Consider the following 20271-nt stretch of genomic DNA (forward strand, 5'->3'; position numbering starts at 1 on the left):
CAATTTTACACTCACAATTAACAACTCATAATTCAGCACTTGTTAGTTTTGCCCTATTCTTTTGAAGAATTCTTCAGAATAGTGCTCGCTGACAGGGATTTGCATATTGCCAATTTTGATTTTGAGATTACGAATAGACTCAATTTTAGGCATTGCTACGATATATGATTTATGAATACGGAAGAAATGTTCCGTAGGAAGTTTCTCTTCAATAGCCTTCATGGTCATACGAGTCACGATAGGCTTGGTGGTTCCTTCCAAATGAATTTTGATATAATCCTTCAGTCCCTCGATATACGTAATATCTGAGATTTTGACTTTTACCAAAGAATAGTCAGCATTGACAAAAATAGAATCTGTTTCATACACAAGCCCTTTTTCTTTTTCCTCGACTTCTGTAACCTGAGCGCTTTTTAATTTCAGGTTATGTAAATCGTAAGCTTTGTTTACAGCTTTTAGGAATCTATCAAAAGAAACAGGTTTGAGTAAGTAGTCTACCACATCCAAATCAAAGCCTTCTAATGCGTATTGTTGATAAGCCGTAATAAAAATTACCATTGGAGGTTCTTTGACACTTTGTAAGAATTGAACTCCCGTAATTCCGGGCATTTGAATATCTAAAAAAACTAAGTCAATCGACTCATTTTGAAGTGTTTCAATAGCATCAAAAGCATTTTTACAGCGTTTTACTAAGTTTAGAAAGGGAACTTTGTTAATATTATCTTCCAATAAATCTAGAGCAAGGTTCTCGTCATCTACCGCTAGACAGTTTAGTTTTATCATATTTTGAGAAGTATTTGAAAATCAAAAAGCAACTAATAAGCTAATGAGTAAAATTACATTAATATTACCCGCATTAGGCTTTAAGCGTTATGCTGTAGACCAAAAGTTTAATCATATTTCTAATGAAACAATATAAACCTTTTAACCCAATGCTCACTGCTAATTGCCTATAGCATTAAGACTATTAGTTACCGAAAAGAGTTGCCTTAGGCTTTGCGAATGTAGAAAAAGTCAAGCAGATTTTTAGCCTTGTGTGCCCTTGACACAAGGTATTTATAGCCTAACAACAGCTAGGTTAAGCTAAAATACAAGAATTATCCGACTTATACTTGAATGTGTAGACGAACGTCATACCAATGACTATCCTGTGTGATGATGAGTTGATGTTGTTCTGGATACAACAATGCTAGGCGACGCCTCACATTACTTAGTCCAATACCAGAAGCATGGTCTTTGGCTTCAGGTTTAGGATTTATTTTATTTTTTACCGAAAATATCAAGCCTTTATCTTCTACCTCCATAGCGATATGAATTTCTGGGTTTAGAATCATACCAATACCATGTTTAAAGGCATTTTCGACAAATGGAATAATGAGCATGGGTTCGAGTAAAATATTAGATTCTTTTTCGGGTTTCTGAAAAGAAACGACAACATCATCTCCAAAACGAATCATTTGTAAGTCGATGTAACTTTGTAAATATTGAATTTCTTTGCTCAATAATACTTTTGTTCCTTCAGACTCATATAACATATAACGCATAAGTTCGGAGAGCTTAATAACCACAGGTTCAACCATATCAGGCTTGCGTCTTGACAAGGATACAATGCTATTGAGCACATTGAACATGAAGTGTGGGCTTATCTGCGAACGCAAAAATGAAAGCTCAGATTTGAGCCTCTCATTTTCTTGTTCTTTGCGAACTTCTTCTTTGTGGATATTATCGGCCATAATGCGGTAGCTTGTGCTAATTGCCAAGACAAACAGCGTTTGGAATATAGTACCCAAACGAGGGAATCTTGTTGCATTTGGTCCAAATAATAATACCTTTCCTAAACCATTTAAGTAAAAAAGTGCAGTCATTGCCACAATTAGCGCAATGATATACAACCACACATTATTACGCTTTGTCCAAATTTTAGGAATCAAAACTTGTGAATTGAGGTAAAAGAAAGGGATATTGAGCATACTCAACAACGTAAAATACATGGTTGCATTTGCGTTGGGAGGAGGCAGGCTAGGATTGATTTTGGGAGGATCTGGAGTTGTTCCTCTTAGTAAATATGGTAATGACAAGAAGCAAATCCACCCAATAATGTGGAAAAGTGCTTGTTGTTTGTTGATATTTTTGATAGAAATAGTCACACTCAGTTTTTTCTACAAACATAAGTACTTTACACTTCCCTCCCAAGAGAGAAGTGTAAAGTATTGTATTTCAACGACGAAAATGTTTTTTCTTGAGACAAGGAAGCTGCTAGTTATTCTATTCTAAGAAGTACTGGATTGTTTGTGGAACATTATTCGGATCTCTAATGAATATGCTAGATAGAGACTATTACTTTCCAATATCCGCCGTTGTCGCCTCCAACTCTTTCGATTTTGTTTTCTGTTTTCAAGCTTTTAATAGCTCTTTCGATGGTTCTTTGGCTTTTGTCTAATTCTTTTGCTAAGGCTATTGTAGTAATATAAGGATTGTGATTGATTAGTTTAAGAACCTTCTCCGACATAACTATTTTCTTTTGTTTGATTTCGAGGGTTACACTCGCAAAATCATAATTAAATGTGGGAGTAAGTAAACCGTAGCCGATGCACTCATTGATTATTCTTATAGTACCACGTCTCTACATGTAAAAGCCAATTAATAAGACTGGTGACACTTCCGAAATCCCACATCCCAAATCCGCAATAGTTGTACAGCCCTGATTCACAATTCATCACTCACAATTGAGCTAGGGCTATCTAAAACTCAAAATTTATCCGTATTTTCGAAAAAACTCTTATTCAACAAACCTAATTCTTCATCGAAAATGAACAAATCCCTTTCGCTAGTATCAGCCTTGGTACTGGCTCCTATGTTAAGTATGGCGCAGTGGAAATACCCCGAAACAGCAAAAGTAAATCAAGTCGATAATTATCATGGTACACAAGTAGCCGACCCGTATCGTTGGCTCGAAGATGACCGTTCTGCCGAAACGGCACAATGGGTAAAAGCTCAAAATACATTGACTTTTGATTACCTCGAAAAAATCCCCTATCGTAACGCCCTCAAAAAGCGTATCGAGCAAGTTTTTAATTATCAAAAACTTTCTGCTCCTTCTCGCAAGGGCGAATGGTTTTATTTTTACAAAAACAATGGCTTACAAAATCAATCAGTTTTATATCGTCAAAAAGGCTTGAATGGTGCGCCTGAGGTGGTGCTTGATCCTAACCAATTGTCGCCCGATGGTACTACACGCTTGCAAAGTTTTGTGATTTCGAAAGATGGCAAATATGCAGCCTACACCCTTTCAAAAGGTGGTTCGGACTGGCAAGATGGCTATGTGATGGACTTGACAACGAAAACCAATTTGTCCGAAAAAATCGAATGGATTAAGGTTTCTACGATTTCTTGGCAGGGCAATGGCTTTTATTACAGCCGTTATCCCAAACCAGAAGGAAGTGCTTTAGCAGCCAAAAATGAAAATCACCAAGTTTGGTTCCACCGTGTAGGTACACCCCAATCTGATGACCAATTGGTTTATCAAGATTTGAAAAACTTACAACGTTTCCATTATTTACAAGTAACAGAAGACGAAAAGTTTGCTATTCTGATTGTCTCTGACCGTGGTAAAGGCAAAGAAGGAAATGCGCTTTTTTACAAAAAAGCAGGACAAGAGTCTTTCCAACCTATCGTGGCAGAAGTTGACAAATTTAGTTATTCGGTAATCGATAATATCGGCGATGAGTTTTTGATAGAAACCAATGAGAATGCTCAAAACTCGAAAATCGTTCGATTTAATCCTGCTAATAAATCTTGGAAAGTGGTTATTCCTGAAAAAGCTGAACCGCTTCAAGGGGCTCGTACTGCTGGTGGAAAATTGTTTTTGTCTTACCTCAAAGACGTAACGACTCGTGTATATGTACACGCAATGGATGGTAAATTAGAAAACGAAGTGAAATTGCCAGGCTTGGGTACTTGCTCGGGTTTTGGAGGCAATGCCGACGATAAGTTTGTATTTTATACTTTCACGTCGTTCACTTTTCCGCCAACGATATATCGCTATGATATTGCTACCAAGAAAAGTACAGTATTTACTAAACCTGAGTTAAGTTTTGATCCATCAGCGTTTGAAACGAAGCAAATTTTTTATACCAGTAAAGACGGAACCAAGGTTCCTATGTTTATTACTTACAAAAAAGGACTTCAGCTCAATAGTCAAAATCCAACCTTATTGTATGCTTACGGAGGTTTTAATGTAAGTTCGTTACCAGCTTTTAGTGCTACTTTGATTCCTTTCTTGGAGCAAGGTGGTGTATATGCTTTGGCAAATATTCGTGGTGGAGCTGAGTACGGTGAAAAATGGCATGAAGCAGGTATGAAGCTCAAAAAACAAAATGTGTTTGATGATTTCATTGCTGCTGGCGAATACCTGATTGCTCAGAAATATTGTGATAATCAACATTTGGCACTAAGAGGAGGCTCAAATGGTGGCTTGTTGGTAGGAGCAGTGATTAACCAACGCCCAGACTTATGTAAAGTGGCGTTCCCACAAGTGGGAGTAATGGATATGTTGCGTTATCATAAATTTACCATCGGTTGGAACTGGTCACCAGAATATGGTAATTCGGACGATGCTACCGATTTCAAGAATTTATTCCAATATTCTCCATTGCACAATATCAAATCGGTGGCATATCCTGCCACTATGGTAACGACCGCCGACCATGATGACCGTGTTGTACCAGCGCATTCATTCAAATACACAGCTGAGTTACAGGAAAAAGCGGGACCAGTATCTAGTAACCCTTTGTTGATTCGTGTAGATGTAAACTCTGGTCACGGTGCAAGTAATACTGCCAAAAGCATCGAGCAAACAGCAGATATTTATGCGTTTTTGTTTTATAACATGGGCTTTGTTCCGAAAAAATTGTAAAGAGGGGATAGGGATTAGGCAAAGAGGCACTAGTGAAAAATAAAAATACTCCTTGCCTAGTGCCTCTTGCCTAACCCCTCTCAGAAAGCTATGCTACCAAAAATCAATTTTGCTTCTCTATTTTGGGTAATGTTGAGTCTGACGGCTTGTCAGACCACCCAGAAGATTTATGTGGTTCGTCATGCGGAAAAGGATGTGGCTTTTCAAGGAAACGACCGTATGCGTCCACTCAATGTTCAAGGACATCAACGAGCTGGGGCTTTGTATCAACGCTTAGCAAAAGCAGATATTCAAAAAATCTTTGTAACTGAGTATTTGCGTGTGCAACAGACCGCTGATTCGCTTCGTATCAAAAATCGGATAGATACACTTTGGTATAGTGCCAAAGATGCAGTTTTGTCAGACAATTTGGAAAAAGTAGGTGTTCAAAACAAGACAATCTTGATTGTAGGTCATAGCAATACCGTACCAGATATCATCCGAAAATTTGGGGTTAATTTTGAAACCAAGATATTGCCAGATACAGAGTATGATAATCTATATATTATTAGCAGGAAGAAAGGCAAAGTGCTAAGGTTTGAAGCAAGTAAATATTAGCGAATAATAGGATGAGAAGTCCCCTGTATAGCTAGACTATGCAGGGGATTTTTGTTTGGTGCAAAAAAATATTGAAATATTTATAAGTAAAAATGCTTATTTCTTTTTTGGAGAAAGTACCCTCAATTATACCTACATTTGTCATTTTTCGTATGAATAATTGCTATAACAATAGTTTTTATATCTCCTTTTTGAAAAAAGAATTAAAATTTAGATATAAGGATACCGAATGTCAACTTGCAAGAAATTAAAGTACAAAAAAATATTTGAAAAATTTAGTTTTTATGTTTTTGAGAAAGAGTGCTATCAAAAAAAGCTGGTTTATCAATAAAAAATGATTTTTGTTGATAAAGTGTATTTTAAAAGTAGTATTAGTATTTAAAAAAAGGCTAAAATCATCTGAAAAAGGGCTAAAAATCAACTTTTTGTTAAAAAATGAGGTGCTTGACATTGATTTTTTTTATTGTAAACTTTCGGTCGTAATTCTTAGTAGAAGCAACAAACGAAACAAAATAAAACCACAATAAAATAAGGAAAGATATGGAAGCGACGATGAAATCAAATCAGTTTTTGACTCCTAATTTATATACAAGCATAAACGAGGTAGAGATATTAGATTGTTTAGTTGATTTTGGATATATGCCAAAAGAATTCAACCAAAACCAAGTCATCTCATTTGTAAAAGATGAGAACTTTTACTTAGTACTATTTATGGTACGCGAAGATGGACAGAAGGGTTTCTTAATGTATGAAATATTAGATTTTACTATGCACGAACAAGAGCTCTATATGATGTCTCATCTTTTCAGAAACTTAGTAGCGTCTAATAAAAATAACTATACTTATCGTAAGGCTCAGTACAAACTAGACGAAATGTTAGGTATGGTTCCTACATTCAGAGCGTTATACAAAAAACGTTTTGATGTAGATGATTATGGAATGGCTGCATAAGTTTTTCTTGATGTGAATTTTCTGAAACAAATCACATACAATTAAAATTTATTGAATCATGAAAGTATCAGTTTTTGGGGCGGGTTTGTTGTTGATGGCAAGCTTTGGAGCACTCGCCCAAGAAATCCCAGCGGGTGACCCTAGTTACAACACTGGCAACTACAAGCACCCAAACAAGGCAGCTGCGGCAGCCAAAAAATCAAAGTACATTACGCAGACCGAGCAGGTAGTTTCGAACAGGAATTACAAGCAGAGTTTAGGAAGTAAAACGGTAGAAAGTGGCTTAGTAATTGAGAGAACGTCGTCAACGGAGCCTGTTAATTACAAAATGCCATACACCAAGAAAGTCAAAAAATCTACCATTGCCCTTCAAGATACTAGTAAAGGTGTAGTAGGGGAGTAGTTTTTAGATTGAGTGAATGAGTGATTTAGTGATTGAATAAATTTTAGAATACTAAAACAATCACTAAATTACTCATTCACCAAATCACTCAATATCCTAGTCGTGATTCTCCAACTTGTTCAAATCTGCTTGAGCCTTCTTCTTACCAAGTGCATTAATCCAAGCCGCAATTTTTAGTACATCAGCCTTTGGCACATGCGTCATAGAAGCCATTTCGGTGGCATAATCTGGCCAGTTTTCTGGTTTTGGGTGATAGACCAATTCCAAAATTTGCTCATTTGTATAATTTCGTTTCGCAACCTCTGTAAACGGAGGACCTACTACACGTGTAGCTTCGGCATGACAACTGGTACAAGCGTGTTTTTTCAATAAAGTTGCTACTTGTTTGCTGTCAATTAAACCTGCATCTGCTACCTTTTTAGTACCATTAATAGGAGCCGTCTTTTTCGCTGGCGTGCTTGTACTTGGTGCTGGAGCTGTGCTAGCTTTTACTTTCTGAGATTCTGTTAACTGAGCCGCTTCGCCATCAGGAATATTGTTGAGTGTATAATACCCGACTTCATGCAAAAGAGGTTGTCCTTCCTCGTTTAAGATACCCGATGGGCGAACTTCATGGATATATCCTTTACGCAAGTTGTCAATTACTAAACGAACCTTCTTGCGGTCTGCTGATACAATAATTCCTTTCAATGGCGTCTTTTCTTGATTAATAATCGGACTACCGTAGTTGTGGTGATATTTATATGTGAAGCTTTTTAGTTCATAATTCGCTGCATCAGCGGCGGTTTTAGCGTCCACAGGTTGTGTAAATTCAATCTCAAAACCATCTGGTTGTGCACTAATTGTTTTCATTTCGAAAGGCAAACGACCATTCCAAACCAAGCGCTGTAAACCATATAAATCTTTTCCAGTAGAACCCCAACCACGTGAAGTCATCCCTACGAAAATAGAACCATCGTTACCCCAACGTGCACGCACAGTACCTGATTGGAAACCTTCGCGGAATGGGTAACAAGCACCTTGGTATTTGCCATTTACTTTTTCCAAACTCATACGCATGGCTTTTGATTGTCCTTGGTCAAATACAATGTATTGTCCTTGGAATGGGCCAAACTTGCCATTGGTTTCATCCTCAATCATATCGGCAGTCGAAATACCCATGATAGCATGAGGGAACCACACTGCTGGTAATTTCAACGCTTTTACTTTCTTGGCAGCTTCATACATTGGTTCGCCAGTATCTGGAAGGTCTTCTTTGGTTAATTTCAAAGGAGAATTTGGTTCTTTTGTCCAATACAATCCACCTGCGTTTCCTGCAAAATCTCCTTTTTCGAGGTGTGTCACACGTCCTGAACCAACCCAGTCACCTTGGTTTTCGCCAAATAATACATCACCATTAGAGTTTACCGTAAAGCCTGCTGGTGAGCGCAATCCTGTAGCAACTGGCTCTAGTTTGCCATCTTTGGTTACTTTTACCAACCATCCACGCCATTTGGCCAATTTGCCTTCGCCATAACCTACCCATGCCACGTTGAAAGTAAGATACATATCGCCGTTTTTATCAAAAACTGGTCCATAAGAATATTCGTGGTAGTTGCCAGACAAGTCCCAATTAGCTACATTTTCGTATAAATCAGCTTTGTCATCGCCGTCGGTATCTGTCAATTTAGTCAATTCACCACGTTGTGTACAGTAAAAAGAACCATCACGGTATGCTAAACCCAAAGACTCGTGCAAGCCACTCGCAAAGAGTTTGTAACTAGGTTTTGTACCATTGGTTTGGTAAGGGTTTTCAATAATCCAAACTTCACCACGACGTGTACATACACCCAAACGACCGTCAGGCATAGGAGCAAGACCACCCGCCTCTAAGCGGATACCGTCTGGAATGGCAACGGTTTTTATTTCATAAAAATCTTCTTCTGTTAAAGGCTTTGGTTTGTTTTGTGCTATTCCCGAAGATGCTCCAAGTCCCAAGAGTCCTAGGGTGAGGAGTAATTGATAATATCTTTTCATAAATCTTGAATGCTTAAATAGAAATGTTGAAAAATCTGTGAATACAATGATTGCTTAGAAAGTCACTTGGTAACTTACCTCTTTTAATCCACTCACAGGAATCAATAATTGGGTTTTGCCGTTTGACTGACGAACCACAGCTTGTTGATTGGCAGTCTCGCCCAAAAGCTCTACATAATAAGTTTGGTTATTGATGGCATACAAATTTTTACCAACATTCTTAATAACCTCTCCTTCTGCCACAAGTGCGTACAATGGCTGTGAACTGATTGCATTGCCTCCGATTTGTAAACGACGAACCAAACCTTCGTTTTTCGTAGAAGAAATCGTTTGATCTTTGATAGACAAACCATTGTATTCATAAGTAAATACAGGATATGCCACGCCATTTTCTTGCTTTACGAGTTGGTATCCTTTGTATTTCAATTCCGTTTTATTCAAAGAATCAGGAAAGTTAGCCGTAGCACTTGCGATAGAGGCTAACGGAAACTTACCATTTGACTGAACTGTAACGCCCATTGGCGCAGCAGTTTGTGGTTCGCCACGGTCATGCCACATTTGCGTTGCATCCAAAAATTTACCTCTCCAACATTCCAAGAAACCTCCTTGATTAAGGTCATAAGAGAAGTTTAACCCTCCTGGCAAACCTACACTAATAGCATGTGTTTTTTTACGGTCATTATACACAACAAAAGAGCGTTGTAGTTTTGGCTCTTGGTCAATCGTGATTTCTACTAATGGCGTTGCTTCTGGTTCAGGTAAAGAAGTACGTTCGGTAATCGACTGGCGATGCGTACCTACACGTTCTACAAAACACCCAAGGGCTTTTGGACCCCATCCAAAGTCCTTGGCATAGTACAAGGTATATTTATGAGCTCCAGCCGATAAGGTTCTTTTGCCTTGAACGTCTTCATTGTACCAGTGGCTACCTGTAGTAATAGTATCACCATCGACCAATAAGGCTCCTGTTCCAGTCCAATTGGTTGTGAAAGTATAGGCATCTTTTTCTGGAATTGTAATCGTGCCATCAAATTTCAACAAAAAGTCAGATTTAGCCTCTGCCAATTTCATTGAAGGTTCTTTGGTAGTACTCATAACTTCAGGTTTTTGGTCTTTTACCTTAAGGTCAGCCAATTTGCCTTTGTAATAAGAATATGTGGCAGTTCCCATTTGTACCAAAGGCTTATCAAAAACTTCATAGCGAATATTTTTGAACGCTACTTGACCATGGTCTCCTTGAATCATCAAAGGTGCTTTGCTAGTTTCTTGTGTCGAAACAGCACCGCGTGTAACTCCCAAGAGTTCTACATTTTCGTGAAGTGTAACACCATTAAGAGTGATTTTAACAAATTTTGCATTAGCAATTTTTTTGCCATTTGCGTCAAACTTCGGTGCTTGAAAATCTATCTCGATATGATTCCAAAGGCCTGGAGCTTTGATAGCATTTTGACGAGGAGGATGTCCCTCGTAGCCTTCTTTTCCTGTACCACGAGATTCGTCCCAACGATGATAAATAGCACCTGCGTCGCCATCACTTGGATGAAGTTTCAACCAGCTATCCAAAATTTGAATTTCATAACGGCTTTGCAAATAAATACCCGAATTAGACCCCTTCGGAATCATATAGTCGAGTGACAAACGAATGTCACCATGCTCCAACGCAAATACCAAATCGTCGGTACGTTGATATTTAGCAGCTTTTAAGGTATTTACCAAAATACCTTTGCCAGGGCTTGTGACTAAGGCTTCACCTTGAGGACTACCTACAATCTGCCCTTCGATAGACCAGTTGACACTAGGCTTTTGGAATTGACTCAAGTCATTGAGCTGTATTTCGGTTTGTGCATACACCGAAACTGGAAATAGAAGAAAAAATAGTCGCTTCAACATTAGGATGGATAGTAGTTTTGCTAGTTAGTTCAAGGCACAAAGAGCGCATTACAATGAGCCTTTTGACGGTTGAGGATTGTTGGATTTATATTTACAATTTTCTAATAATCAAATGTATCAATGGTTTTATAGAGTTCTACACTGTTCTATATTGGTAAAGATAAAAGACGTTTTTTTAAAATTTGAATGTTTTTTAGAAAAAATATACTTAAAGTAGCAAAAAAAAAGCAGTACAAAGTGAAAAATGAATTATCTATTGTGCTATTCAGACTTTTAAATTAGAACGATTCTATTGCTTACAATTTTGTAGATACAACTTTTCAGCTCGTTTGAGTCCCTTAGATGACAAAAAGCTCCAATCCATACAAGCATATTTTATAATTCCAGCCGACTGATAGCATTCGGCACGTTTGTAAAGAGCATCAATCGAATCTTCGGTCATTAAAATACATTTGGTAAGTAGCCCTACCGCTTTGTCGTATTTTTTGCGAGCCATCAAACCCATAGCACGATTATAGAAGTTATCATAAATTTCAGGGTCGTAGGCAATAGCTTTGGGGTCTTCTTTTTCTGTTTGAAATGCGTATTGGATTCTTGATTTATAGGTTTTTTCTTTCCATTTGGCAGGAAGCCACTTTCTATTTGTACTTTGTATGGCTGCTATTAGATAAGGATTATATTCGGGATTTGTACTTGAGGTAATCAAAATATTTTCAACTAATCCTCTGGTCGTCACATCAAACGAAACCTCAAAACGAGTGTTGATATCTTTAGGTAAATGTGAAATAAACTCATCTTCGATGAATTTGTAAGAAACCCCATAGGTATCGTCAAATGCCTGTTCAAAGTCAGGTACATTGCGTAACCATTCTGAGTTGCCTTTAAATTTGGGATAGACCTCCTGATTAAACAAAAATATGGTATCTCTTTTAGGATAATCTATTGTAATATTTGGTTTTATTAGTTTTCGTAAATAAATTTCAGAAGGAGTATCTTTAGTTGCCAAATAGTGAAATCTAAACTTCCCATCTCCATCAATGTTTTTAGCATAAACACTAAATATCATTTCATAATCATCGATTTTGTCTATTTTGTAAATAGCTTCATTAATAGTAACCAACGAATCTGCAATACGATAACGAAAAGAAGCTGCTTGTTCACCTTGAACAAATGAGCCAGTTCCATTTTTTCGAAACATCAAACACATCACCGTTTTACGTTCAGCAGCAGGGTCTTGAATAAGGCTTCCATCTTGCATATCCACGTAATTTTTTTCCCAATTGTATTTTGTCAATAACTGGAACACTCGAACAGGATAACTTGAAGAATCAATTTGAGATTGGGAAAAGACGATGGATTGGGCGAGGCATATTAATAAAAAAGATAAAACAGTTTTTTTCATAGGACTATTGTGTTTGTACGCGAGGGTAATAAAGTTGATACACCGAATATAAGGTATGTAAAAAGGAGTTGATTTTGATAAATAAAGTTTAAAAGTTTGTTTGTAAAATAAATGTAAAAAAAAATAGTTTCAAACAATCCAAACCTAAAGCATTCTCGTAAGTCTGGTTAAAGACATCAATCAATAATAATTATTTATGAAACAGCTTATGTTCCTCATGGTTTTGCCACGAACAAATGCTGTATTTTCTGCTCAGACTCAAAATACTGCAGTTTTTGGCCGAACGCAATCCCTGCTATCAGGAAATGGAAGCAGGCAACCAGTCCCGAAAAGGCAAGCTACCTAATCGGTCGTAATTCTGAAATGAACGTATTAATGAGAAACTTCATTTGAGTAGTTGAGCAATCAAATTGAACATTTGCAATAGTATAATTTTTCGAACAACCTTGATTCTAAGTAGTTATAAAATATATAGGCCTTCAAGCCATTGTCCACAAATATTTGTGAGCCTTGGAGAGATAGAATAATCCAGTGATTCTCAATCTAACTTATGCCTGAGAAAATTGTAAGATTCTATCTCACCAAATAAATAGGTGTGGTTTAATAATGGGTAATGTGCAAAGGGCTTTCAAATCTGAAAGTCCTTTGTTTTTAGATAGTTAATTCAAAGACATTTTTCTATCTTTGTTTTGACCCTATCGAATACTCTATTAGACCATATCATTGACACCCTCACGAAGTATTTATTTCTCCCATTATTAATTTAAGAGACCATTAAACACACCCCTATGTCAAAGCGAAAAACGGTCATATCTGAAGACTCATTGGTGGCTTTATTGCGAAATAAAGACCAGCGTGGTTTTTCGATTCTGTATGATAACTATTCGACAGCTTTGTATGGAGTTATACACAAGATTGTACACTCCGAAGAAGTAGCCGCAGATGTTATGCAGGATTCCTTTGTGAAAATTTGGAAAAATATCGATGGTTATAATCAGTCGAAAGGTACTCTGTTTACTTGGATTCTGAATATAGCTCGCAATACGGCCATTGATAGGATTCGCTCTCAAGAGTTTCAAAACTCTCAGCGTAATCAAGACTTAGATTCAACCATAAATTTGATTGACAGTCAAGGCTCAAGTCAGTTTGATGTAGATGCCATTGGCTTAGGCAAAGTTGTCGAAAAATTAAAACCAGAGCATCGTCTAGTAATTGATTTGTTGTATTTCAAAGGCTATACACAAGAAGAGGTTTCAAAAGAGTACGGAATTCCATTAGGAACAGTGAAAACACGTGTTAAGTCAGCTATCAATCATTTGAGAGATTACTTTGTTAGTTTTTCATTGATGCTTCTGACATGGCTAGTTTAGAAAGATCGAAACAGCCATTTCGGTTAGTATTAAAAGTTGGATCTTTCCCACTATAAAATTTTTTTAAAATGAATATTCAAGAATATATAGCATCAGGTGTTTTGGAAAGCTATGTGCTCGGAAGTACTACTGCCGATGAAACAGCAGAAGTCGAGCGTCTAGCCCAAACCTATCCAATAATTCAGCTAGAAATAGACGCTGTCCGAGACAGTATAGAAGAATATGCCCTAAAATTTGCTAAAACGCCTCCTCCCGAACTAAAATCAAGAGTGATGAACGCTCTATCGGAACTGGAAGAAGCTGAAAAGGCAAATACAAAGGCAGTTGCGCCAGAGGCAAAGGTGGTAAACTTTACGCCTGAAAGTAACAATTCAGCCTTCTCCTTCAAATATGCAGCCTCTTGGGTGCTCTTGGTTTTGAGTGTGGCAGCCAACTGGTTTTTGTACAGCAATTGGAAAAAATCTGAGGACAAAGTTGTAGCCTTAGAATCTCAAACGCAGATTTTGGCAAGTAGCGAGCGTGCTCTAAAGGCGAGTTATCAAGAAAATATAAATATCTTGTTGAGCCCTGAAACTAAACGAGTGCAATTGGGTGGACAAAAACCTGCGCCAGATGCACAAGCTGTTGTATATTGGAACTCAGCAACTCAAGAAGTGTACCTGTCCTCTGTGAAATTGCCTGTGGCTCCAGAAGGAAAGCAGTATCAACTTTGGGCAATTGTGGATGGAAAACCTGTAGATGCAGGTTTGTTAGATGACCCAGAGACTTTTGAAAAAATGAAGTCATTAGGCAATGCTCAGGCATTTGCGATTTCGCTAGAAGCTAAAGGTGGTAGTACTACCGAGTCAGGACCGAAAGGCGAAATTTTTGTACTTGGAAATGTATAGGTTTAAAGTTGAAAATAAATTGAGTGTAAAAACCTCGCAGGAAAATTCTTGCGAGGTTTTTGTTTGAATAGCGAATAAATCGCAACTTCACAAAATACTTAATTCCTATATTTGACTATGAAAAACCGTAATACTCAAACGATATTGTTTCTTTTTGGTATCGTATCTATTCTCGAATTATTTTCTCTAATCGTTCCACCTGAAAGCATTCCTATTAGGTATTTTACAAAACCTTTACTTTTGCCACTGCTTATTCTTTACGACTATCAAAACCAACAAAATCGAACGTCTTTTTTTTCTGCTTTTCGAATCGCTCTTATTTTTGCTTGGCTAGGCGATATACTTCTTATGTTGCCTAATGCTTTTGTGCCAGGCTTGCTGGCATTTCTGATAATGCAAGTATTATATATCAGGATTTTTTGGCAAGATTGTGCCACGCCTCGAAAGGGTTTTGTTTTCCGTCATTTGTGGATTATGTTACTATTAGTGGGCTATCACCTGATGATTATGTTACCTGTTTGGCCGTATTTAGGTGCCATGCAGATTCCTGTATCAGTATACTCTATAGTGATAAGTATCATGGTTTTAGCGGCTATCAATCGAATTGGAGAGGTGCCAAATGCTCTAACAGTGACCATCGGGGCTGTCTTGTTTATGGTATCAGATAGCTTGATTGCAATTACCAAATTTGGTTCCGATTTTGCTTATAGTGGCTTTTGCGTTATGTTAACTTACATTGTTGCCCAATATTTGATTGTAAAAGGTAGAAATAGGGTAAACGATTAGATGAGTGCTAGATTTAGCGTTTTGTAGCTCCTAGCTTTTCTGATAAAGAGACTATTCGTGTTTGTTCTAACCGAAAACCATATTTTTAAAAAAAATAAAAAAAGATAGGGGGTATATACTAAATAGTTGTCATAGAAGTGATTAAGGATACATAATTAGAATATTATTTTAGAAGCATCTGAGCTTCTCTAAAACGAACTATACCTTTTATAATTAATAGATGCCGTTTAAAACTAATTGCTTAAGATTAAAAAGTGAAGCTGTGTAACTTTGTGATGTCTTGATTAAAATTGCTTTTTTTAATCAAATTGATTTTCTTTAAACTTAAATCCATCACAAGCTCTTGGCCTTGCAACTTACTGATACCGACATACTCGAAGCAATTCGACAAGGAAATGAACGTGTTTTTGAAGTAGTCTTCCGAAAATACTATCAAGCCTTGTGTAATTATGCCTTTGGCCTTCTCAAAGATATGGACGATGCCGAGGAGATTGTTCAAGGAATGTTTCTGAAAGTATGGGATCAGCGTCAGGACTTAGAAATTACTGTTTCGCTGAAATCATATTTATATCGGGCTGTGCATAATACCTGTTTGAACCGTATTAAGCACCTCAAAATCCAAGATACCTATCGGCAGCACGTGGGGGATTTTATGGAAAATAACCACGTTTCAGCTACCGATGAATTATATAAAGCAGAATTAGAAGCGCGTATTGCCGAGGCCATCGAAAAGCTACCAGAGCAATGCAGATTGATATTTCGAATGAGTCGCTTTGAGGAACTAAAATACCAAGAAATTGCCAATGAACTTCAACTATCTGTAAAGACTGTTGAAAATCAAATCGGGAAAGCGCTCAAGATATTAAGACAAGAGTTAGCAGAATATTTGCCAAGTATTTTTTGGCTTGGACTTCTGTTATTTCACCACTGATAAAAGATTCTTACTTGTGCCAAGCGTACACTTGGCTTTGAATAAATATGGCAGAGCATAAAAACATAGACGAACTTTTAGCAAAGTATTTGGCAGAAGAAAGCCCAGAGGAGGATTTTTCCGAAATCCAAAACCATCTGAATGAGCTTCCTGATGGAAATACCGTCTTTGAACATTCCAAAATTATTTGGGATGCAAGCACTGCATTTCAACAAAAAAAATCTTGTGATATTAATGCTGCTTGGCAAAAAGTCAAAAAGCAAATGTCTTGCCCTTCTCAATTGGAAGATCATACGCCAATTGTTCATCTCAATGAAGCTTCAACAGTCATTCGTCCACTCTCCGAAAAACGAGTGATTCCTTTTCTGAAAGTGATAGGTATTGCGGCAAGTGTAATTGTGCTAATAGGGGCGTTGCTTTTTATATATAGGACTCCATCATCACAGTCGATAGCACTAAAAGAATCTACTACTCAGGAAAAAGTCCTCAATTATACCTTACCAGACGGTACAAAAGTGAGTTTAAATCGTGGCTCAAAGATTTCGTATCCTACTGTATTCGAAGGACAAACTCGTGAGATTACTTTACAAGGAGAAGCCTTTTTTGATGTTGCACATGATGCTCAACATCCATTTATTATCCATGCACAAGGAGCAGATATAAAAGTATTAGGAACGTCGTTTAATGTTAATGCCTATTCAAAACAAGTAAAAGTATGGGTAAAAACGGGTAAAGTTCAGGTCAAAAAATCTTCTTCAGTCATACAATTGCTTCCCGGCGAACAAGCGGAAGTACAGGGCGACGACGTTGTGCGCTCAGCCAATATAGATGCCAATCAGGCTGCTTATTTTTCTCAAAGTTTTAATTTTGAAAATACCGAATTATCTTCTGTCGTAAAGACTTTAAGTCAAGTTTATGGGGTAAAAGTAACCTTAGCCAACGAGGCTATGAATCATTGTAAGCTCACCGTAAATTTTGAAAAAGAATCTTTAGAAAATATTCTCGCCGTAATTGCTACAACTTTTGATATAAATGTACAAAAGCAAGGTCAAAATTTCGTTTTAGAGGGAAAAGGTTGCCAATAATTTCCTAATTTTGGAACCGCAAAAACTCTCTTTAAACAACTTGTATCTATGTCTTTTAGTGTACGAAACATAATAGCGTTTTGGACTTTGTCTGTATGCTTGTTGGTACACTCCAGTGCACTTGCACAATCTGCTAATCTTGAACGAGTAATTACAGCTCGTTTTTCGGATGCTTCCGTGGAGGAAGTTCTGTCCTATTTGTCTGCTCAGGGAAATTTTAAGTTTTCATATAATTCTTCATTAATTGACGAAGACAAATCTGTTGAGTTAATTCTTGTCAACAAAACCATTCGTGAAGCCATCGGGTTGCTATTTAAAGGAACGATTCGTTACAAAGTACAAGGTCAGTATGTGATTTTGCTCAAAGCTGAACGCGACCCTGTGTATGTAAGTGGAGTAGTGTATGATGCAGTATCGGGCAAAAAACTTCCTAATGTCAGTATTTATGAGCGTAATAGCTTGACCTCCACTATTACCAATCAGAATGGCTATTATCGGATAAGACTTAATCATACGAAAACTATTTTTAAGTTATCAGTATCAGAACCTGAACACGAATCACAAACTTTAGTTATCAAGATTTTACAGTCAGAAACAAAAGATTGGGCACTTCAGCCCAAGGTCAAACAACCAGAATTACCCTTTGACGATAATTCGCCATATTTTCCAAGCCTGATAGATACAGTTGCTGTTCCGAAGGAAGTCCCCATTTTAGTACCTAGAGTGCCTGTAACAGGTTTGTTGCTTTCAGAGTATAGTGTGGCTGATACGACCGATAATATTTTCCCAATTTATAGAAAGGACTCAAGTCGCTTATTTAGATTTTGGGACGAAATTAAGTCAAGATTTAGCCGAATGATGATTGCTCGCTCTCAAAGAATCCACGATAAAAACGTAACAGATACGCTATCTCGTCCTTTTCAACTATCTCTATTACCATTTTTGGGAACGAATAAACTCCTTTCTGGAAGTATCGAAAACAGAGTTTCGGTCAATATCGTCATGGGCTATTCGGCAGGTGTTCGCAAAATGGAATTTGGAGGAGGTCTGAATGGCGTCCGCCGAAATGTCAATGGTTTTCAATTTGCAGGTATAGGTAACATTGTAGGAAAAAACGTGACTGGTGTACAAATGGGTGGGGTTTTCAATACGGTTTTGGGCGAAACCCAAGGGGTGGCTATGACACTGGGTTGGAATCATACATGGAAAAATATGACAGGCTTACAAGCTGCTGGTCTTATCAATATTACGCATAAAGAAACCCGAGGAGCACAATTATCAGGTGTGTTAAACGTAACAGGTAAGCTGTCAAAAGGACTTCAAATGGCGCCAATTTTGAATGTTGTACTCAAAGAATCGAAAGGATGGCAAGTAGGACTTCTCAATTTTTCCCATAAAATCTCAAAAGGAGGGCATCAAATTGGCTTTTTGAACTTTAGTGATTCATCAGCCACCGCACCAATCGGTTTTTTGAGTTTTGTTGGAAAAGGTAATGGTTATAAAAGGTTTGAAGTAGCTATAGATGAGATCCAGTCCGCTAATATTACCTTCAAAACGGGTGTTCCTGCATTGTATAACATCTTAACACTTGGTTCTAATTTTGTTCGAGCCTACGAACTAGTCAATATTGGCTATGGTTTTGGACGAGCCTATAAACTAGGGGGAAGATGGATGATGAATACCGATGTTACAGGTGGATTAATCGTAGAATATAATCAGTACGGCGAAATAAATCAGGGGGTACTATGGCGTTTTGATTTAGGCTTTGAAAAGTTTTTGGCTCGTAACTCAACGCTCACCTTTGGCCCATCTATCAAAGCCCTCGTGATTGACCCTGCTAATTCTTCGTATGCCAATGGTAAACCGTTTAAAAATATGCCAACTTATCAGGCAATTCGATCTACAGAGAGATTTACACTTTGGTACGGCTTCCAAATGGGATTACGCATCAAACAGCGATATGGAGACTAGTATAGTGTGGAGTTGTGAGTGCTGAGTGAGGAGTTGTCCTTGCCTAAAATAGGTTGCCTTTTAGATTTAGCGTAAAAAGGCTTGGTAAATATCTGTTAAGGATTATTGTTATTGATGAGAAAAGCTCCGTAGGAGCGACAGCTTGGTAGCATCAACAATAATGTAAGCCATTTTAGAGCACCGTAGGAGTGAAGATTTCAATAACATTAGGATTCTTTCAAACTACTACTGTAAAACAAAAAAGGCGTCGAAAATTCGACACCCTTGTTGTATAATTAAGAGGTTAAAAGGGATTTCTATCAAATAATTTCTAGAAAACCGATGGAACCTCCCCTAAAGAACTTTCCGACTATTTACCAGATTTTTTCTTAGCAGGCTTTGCTGGAGCAGCAGGAGCAGCATTTTTAGTAACAGTTGGTACTGGAGCTACCGCAGGAGCTACCTCAGTAGTAGTTCCTTTTGGAGCTACTTCACCTTTGATTGTCAAAGCAATAGTTGGTGTTTCAGAGTTACTGATAACTGTAACAGTTTTGTTGAAAGCACCAGGACGGCCAGTTGAGTTAAAAGAAGCAGTTACTTTACCTGTTTTTCCTGGAAGTATTGGTTCTTTTGTCCAATCTGGAGTTGTACATCCACAAGAAGGTTGTGCATTAGAAATTACTACAGGTGCAGTACCAGTGTTAGTAAATTCAAATGTGTAAGTAGCCTGAGTTCCTTCTTCGATTTTACCAAAATCATGGATTTCAGTTTTGAATTTGATTACTCCTTGTGCATTTGCCAACGTAGCAGTGAACAAAAATGCGAAAAAGAAAAATAGTTTTTTCATTTGAACAGAATGTTTAGTTGTTATTAAATAGCTTTACAAGCTTTCGTAATAAATATACGAAAAAGTAAGGAATTTGTTTCCGCAAAACTTATTTAAAGGACCAAACTAATGAGCTTTAAGCGGATTTTATTCTAAAAAAAAACTAAAAAATTATATTTTATTGAAAAAAGTATAAAATAATACAGATTCAAAATATTACTTTAGTTTTTCTTGAGTGAATTGATTTATTCCAAAACAAAAG

General features: G+C 37.3%; 17 protein-coding genes. 10 read left to right on the forward strand and 7 right to left on the reverse strand.

The window, feature by feature from the left end:
• Positions 1-42: 42 nt before the first annotated feature.
• The 3 genes from QM491_RS02195 to QM491_RS02205 form a co-directional block, all read right to left on the reverse strand.
• Positions 43-783 carry a LytR/AlgR family response regulator transcription factor gene (locus tag QM491_RS02195; protein WP_283325615.1) on the reverse strand — a complete coding sequence of 247 codons (741 nt, stop codon included), beginning with the start codon at positions 781-783 and terminating at the stop codon, positions 43-45.
• Between the two features lie 323 nt (positions 784-1106).
• Entirely contained in the window at positions 1107-2147 is a 1041-nt protein-coding gene (locus QM491_RS02200) for a sensor histidine kinase (RefSeq protein ID WP_283325616.1), read from the reverse strand.
• Positions 2148-2323: 176 nt separating this feature from the next.
• Positions 2324-2509 (reverse strand): HTH domain-containing protein, encoded by a 186-nt coding sequence (locus tag QM491_RS02205; protein WP_283325617.1) that lies wholly within the window; start codon positions 2507-2509, stop codon positions 2324-2326.
• 300 nt (positions 2510-2809) lie between these two features.
• Here QM491_RS02205 and QM491_RS02210 point away from each other — a divergent pair, with 300 nt between their 5' ends.
• The 4 genes from QM491_RS02210 to QM491_RS02225 all read left to right on the forward strand — a co-directional run bounded on the left by QM491_RS02210 (position 2810) and on the right by QM491_RS02225 (position 6866).
• The gene (locus QM491_RS02210) at positions 2810-4915 is read left to right on the forward strand and encodes a prolyl oligopeptidase family serine peptidase (RefSeq protein ID WP_374761241.1); all 2106 of its coding nucleotides are present in this window, start codon (positions 2810-2812) and stop codon (positions 4913-4915) included.
• Between the two features lie 90 nt (positions 4916-5005).
• The gene (locus QM491_RS02215) at positions 5006-5512 is read left to right on the forward strand and encodes a SixA phosphatase family protein (RefSeq protein WP_283325618.1); all 507 of its coding nucleotides are present in this window, start codon (positions 5006-5008) and stop codon (positions 5510-5512) included.
• A 540-nt stretch (positions 5513-6052) separates the two neighbouring features.
• Positions 6053-6463 (forward strand): hypothetical protein, encoded by a 411-nt coding sequence (locus tag QM491_RS02220; RefSeq protein ID WP_283325619.1) that lies wholly within the window; start codon positions 6053-6055, stop codon positions 6461-6463.
• A 58-nt stretch (positions 6464-6521) separates the two neighbouring features.
• Positions 6522-6866 (forward strand): hypothetical protein, encoded by a 345-nt coding sequence (locus QM491_RS02225; protein ID WP_283325620.1) that lies wholly within the window; start codon positions 6522-6524, stop codon positions 6864-6866.
• Between the two features lie 96 nt (positions 6867-6962).
• Here QM491_RS02225 and QM491_RS02230 read toward each other — a convergent pair whose 3' ends face one another.
• The 3 genes from QM491_RS02230 to QM491_RS02240 all read right to left on the reverse strand — a co-directional run bounded on the left by QM491_RS02230 (position 6963) and on the right by QM491_RS02240 (position 12174).
• On the reverse strand, positions 6963-8882 hold the full coding sequence (locus tag QM491_RS02230; RefSeq protein ID WP_283325621.1) for an auracyanin family protein: 1920 nt from the start codon (positions 8880-8882) through the stop codon (positions 6963-6965).
• A 54-nt stretch (positions 8883-8936) separates the two neighbouring features.
• Entirely contained in the window at positions 8937-10772 is a 1836-nt protein-coding gene (locus QM491_RS02235; protein ID WP_283325622.1) for a 3-keto-alpha-glucoside-1,2-lyase-like domain-containing protein, read from the reverse strand.
• A 289-nt stretch (positions 10773-11061) separates the two neighbouring features.
• Entirely contained in the window at positions 11062-12174 is a 1113-nt protein-coding gene (locus tag QM491_RS02240) for a tetratricopeptide repeat protein (RefSeq protein WP_283325623.1), read from the reverse strand.
• 788 nt (positions 12175-12962) lie between these two features.
• On the opposite strand from QM491_RS02240, the gene QM491_RS02245 reads away from it, so the two are divergent.
• From QM491_RS02245 to QM491_RS02270, 6 genes are all read left to right on the forward strand, one after another.
• On the forward strand, positions 12963-13544 hold the full coding sequence (locus QM491_RS02245) for an RNA polymerase sigma factor (protein WP_283325624.1): 582 nt from the start codon (positions 12963-12965) through the stop codon (positions 13542-13544).
• Positions 13545-13612: 68 nt separating this feature from the next.
• Entirely contained in the window at positions 13613-14431 is an 819-nt protein-coding gene (locus QM491_RS02250; RefSeq protein WP_283325625.1) for an anti-sigma factor, read from the forward strand.
• Between the two features lie 117 nt (positions 14432-14548).
• Positions 14549-15217, forward strand: coding sequence for a lysoplasmalogenase (locus QM491_RS02255; protein ID WP_283325626.1), 669 nt, complete (start codon positions 14549-14551; stop codon positions 15215-15217).
• A 349-nt stretch (positions 15218-15566) separates the two neighbouring features.
• The gene (locus tag QM491_RS02260; RefSeq protein WP_283325627.1) at positions 15567-16148 is read left to right on the forward strand and encodes an RNA polymerase sigma-70 factor; all 582 of its coding nucleotides are present in this window, start codon (positions 15567-15569) and stop codon (positions 16146-16148) included.
• 47 nt (positions 16149-16195) lie between these two features.
• Positions 16196-17233: a FecR family protein gene (locus tag QM491_RS02265; RefSeq protein ID WP_283325628.1), complete on the forward strand. Its 1038-nt coding sequence runs from the start codon at positions 16196-16198 to the stop codon at positions 17231-17233.
• 48 nt (positions 17234-17281) lie between these two features.
• Positions 17282-19204 carry an STN and carboxypeptidase regulatory-like domain-containing protein gene (locus QM491_RS02270; protein ID WP_283325629.1) on the forward strand — a complete coding sequence of 641 codons (1923 nt, stop codon included), beginning with the start codon at positions 17282-17284 and terminating at the stop codon, positions 19202-19204.
• A 349-nt stretch (positions 19205-19553) separates the two neighbouring features.
• On the opposite strand, the gene QM491_RS02275 is transcribed toward QM491_RS02270, so the two are convergent.
• Complete coding sequence (locus QM491_RS02275; protein WP_283325630.1) at positions 19554-20030, reverse strand: DUF1573 domain-containing protein; 477 nt, start codon at positions 20028-20030, stop codon at positions 19554-19556.
• Positions 20031-20271 lie beyond the last annotated feature (241 nt).

This window comes from Flectobacillus longus (assembly GCF_030056705.1).
Classification (GTDB): domain Bacteria; phylum Bacteroidota; class Bacteroidia; order Cytophagales; family Spirosomataceae; genus Flectobacillus; species Flectobacillus longus.

Coding starts and splice junctions, on each gene's coding strand:
- QM491_RS02195 (WP_283325615.1), bottom strand. CDS start 783: ATGATAAAACTAAACTGTCTAGCGGTAGATGACGAGAACCTTGCTCTA.
- QM491_RS02205 (WP_283325617.1), bottom strand. CDS start 2,509: ATGTCGGAGAAGGTTCTTAAACTAATCAATCACAATCCTTATATTACT.
- QM491_RS02210 (WP_374761241.1), top strand. CDS start 2,810: ATGAACAAATCCCTTTCGCTAGTATCAGCCTTGGTACTGGCTCCTATG.
- QM491_RS02215 (WP_283325618.1), top strand. CDS start 5,006: ATGCTACCAAAAATCAATTTTGCTTCTCTATTTTGGGTAATGTTGAGT.
- QM491_RS02220 (WP_283325619.1), top strand. CDS start 6,053: ATGGAAGCGACGATGAAATCAAATCAGTTTTTGACTCCTAATTTATAT.
- QM491_RS02225 (WP_283325620.1), top strand. CDS start 6,522: ATGAAAGTATCAGTTTTTGGGGCGGGTTTGTTGTTGATGGCAAGCTTT.
- QM491_RS02230 (WP_283325621.1), bottom strand. CDS start 8,882: ATGAAAAGATATTATCAATTACTCCTCACCCTAGGACTCTTGGGACTT.
- QM491_RS02235 (WP_283325622.1), bottom strand. CDS start 10,772: ATGTTGAAGCGACTATTTTTTCTTCTATTTCCAGTTTCGGTGTATGCA.
- QM491_RS02240 (WP_283325623.1), bottom strand. CDS start 12,174: ATGAAAAAAACTGTTTTATCTTTTTTATTAATATGCCTCGCCCAATCC.
- QM491_RS02245 (WP_283325624.1), top strand. CDS start 12,963: ATGTCAAAGCGAAAAACGGTCATATCTGAAGACTCATTGGTGGCTTTA.
- QM491_RS02250 (WP_283325625.1), top strand. CDS start 13,613: ATGAATATTCAAGAATATATAGCATCAGGTGTTTTGGAAAGCTATGTG.
- QM491_RS02255 (WP_283325626.1), top strand. CDS start 14,549: ATGAAAAACCGTAATACTCAAACGATATTGTTTCTTTTTGGTATCGTA.
- QM491_RS02265 (WP_283325628.1), top strand. CDS start 16,196: ATGGCAGAGCATAAAAACATAGACGAACTTTTAGCAAAGTATTTGGCA.
- QM491_RS02270 (WP_283325629.1), top strand. CDS start 17,282: ATGTCTTTTAGTGTACGAAACATAATAGCGTTTTGGACTTTGTCTGTA.
- QM491_RS02275 (WP_283325630.1), bottom strand. CDS start 20,030: ATGAAAAAACTATTTTTCTTTTTCGCATTTTTGTTCACTGCTACGTTG.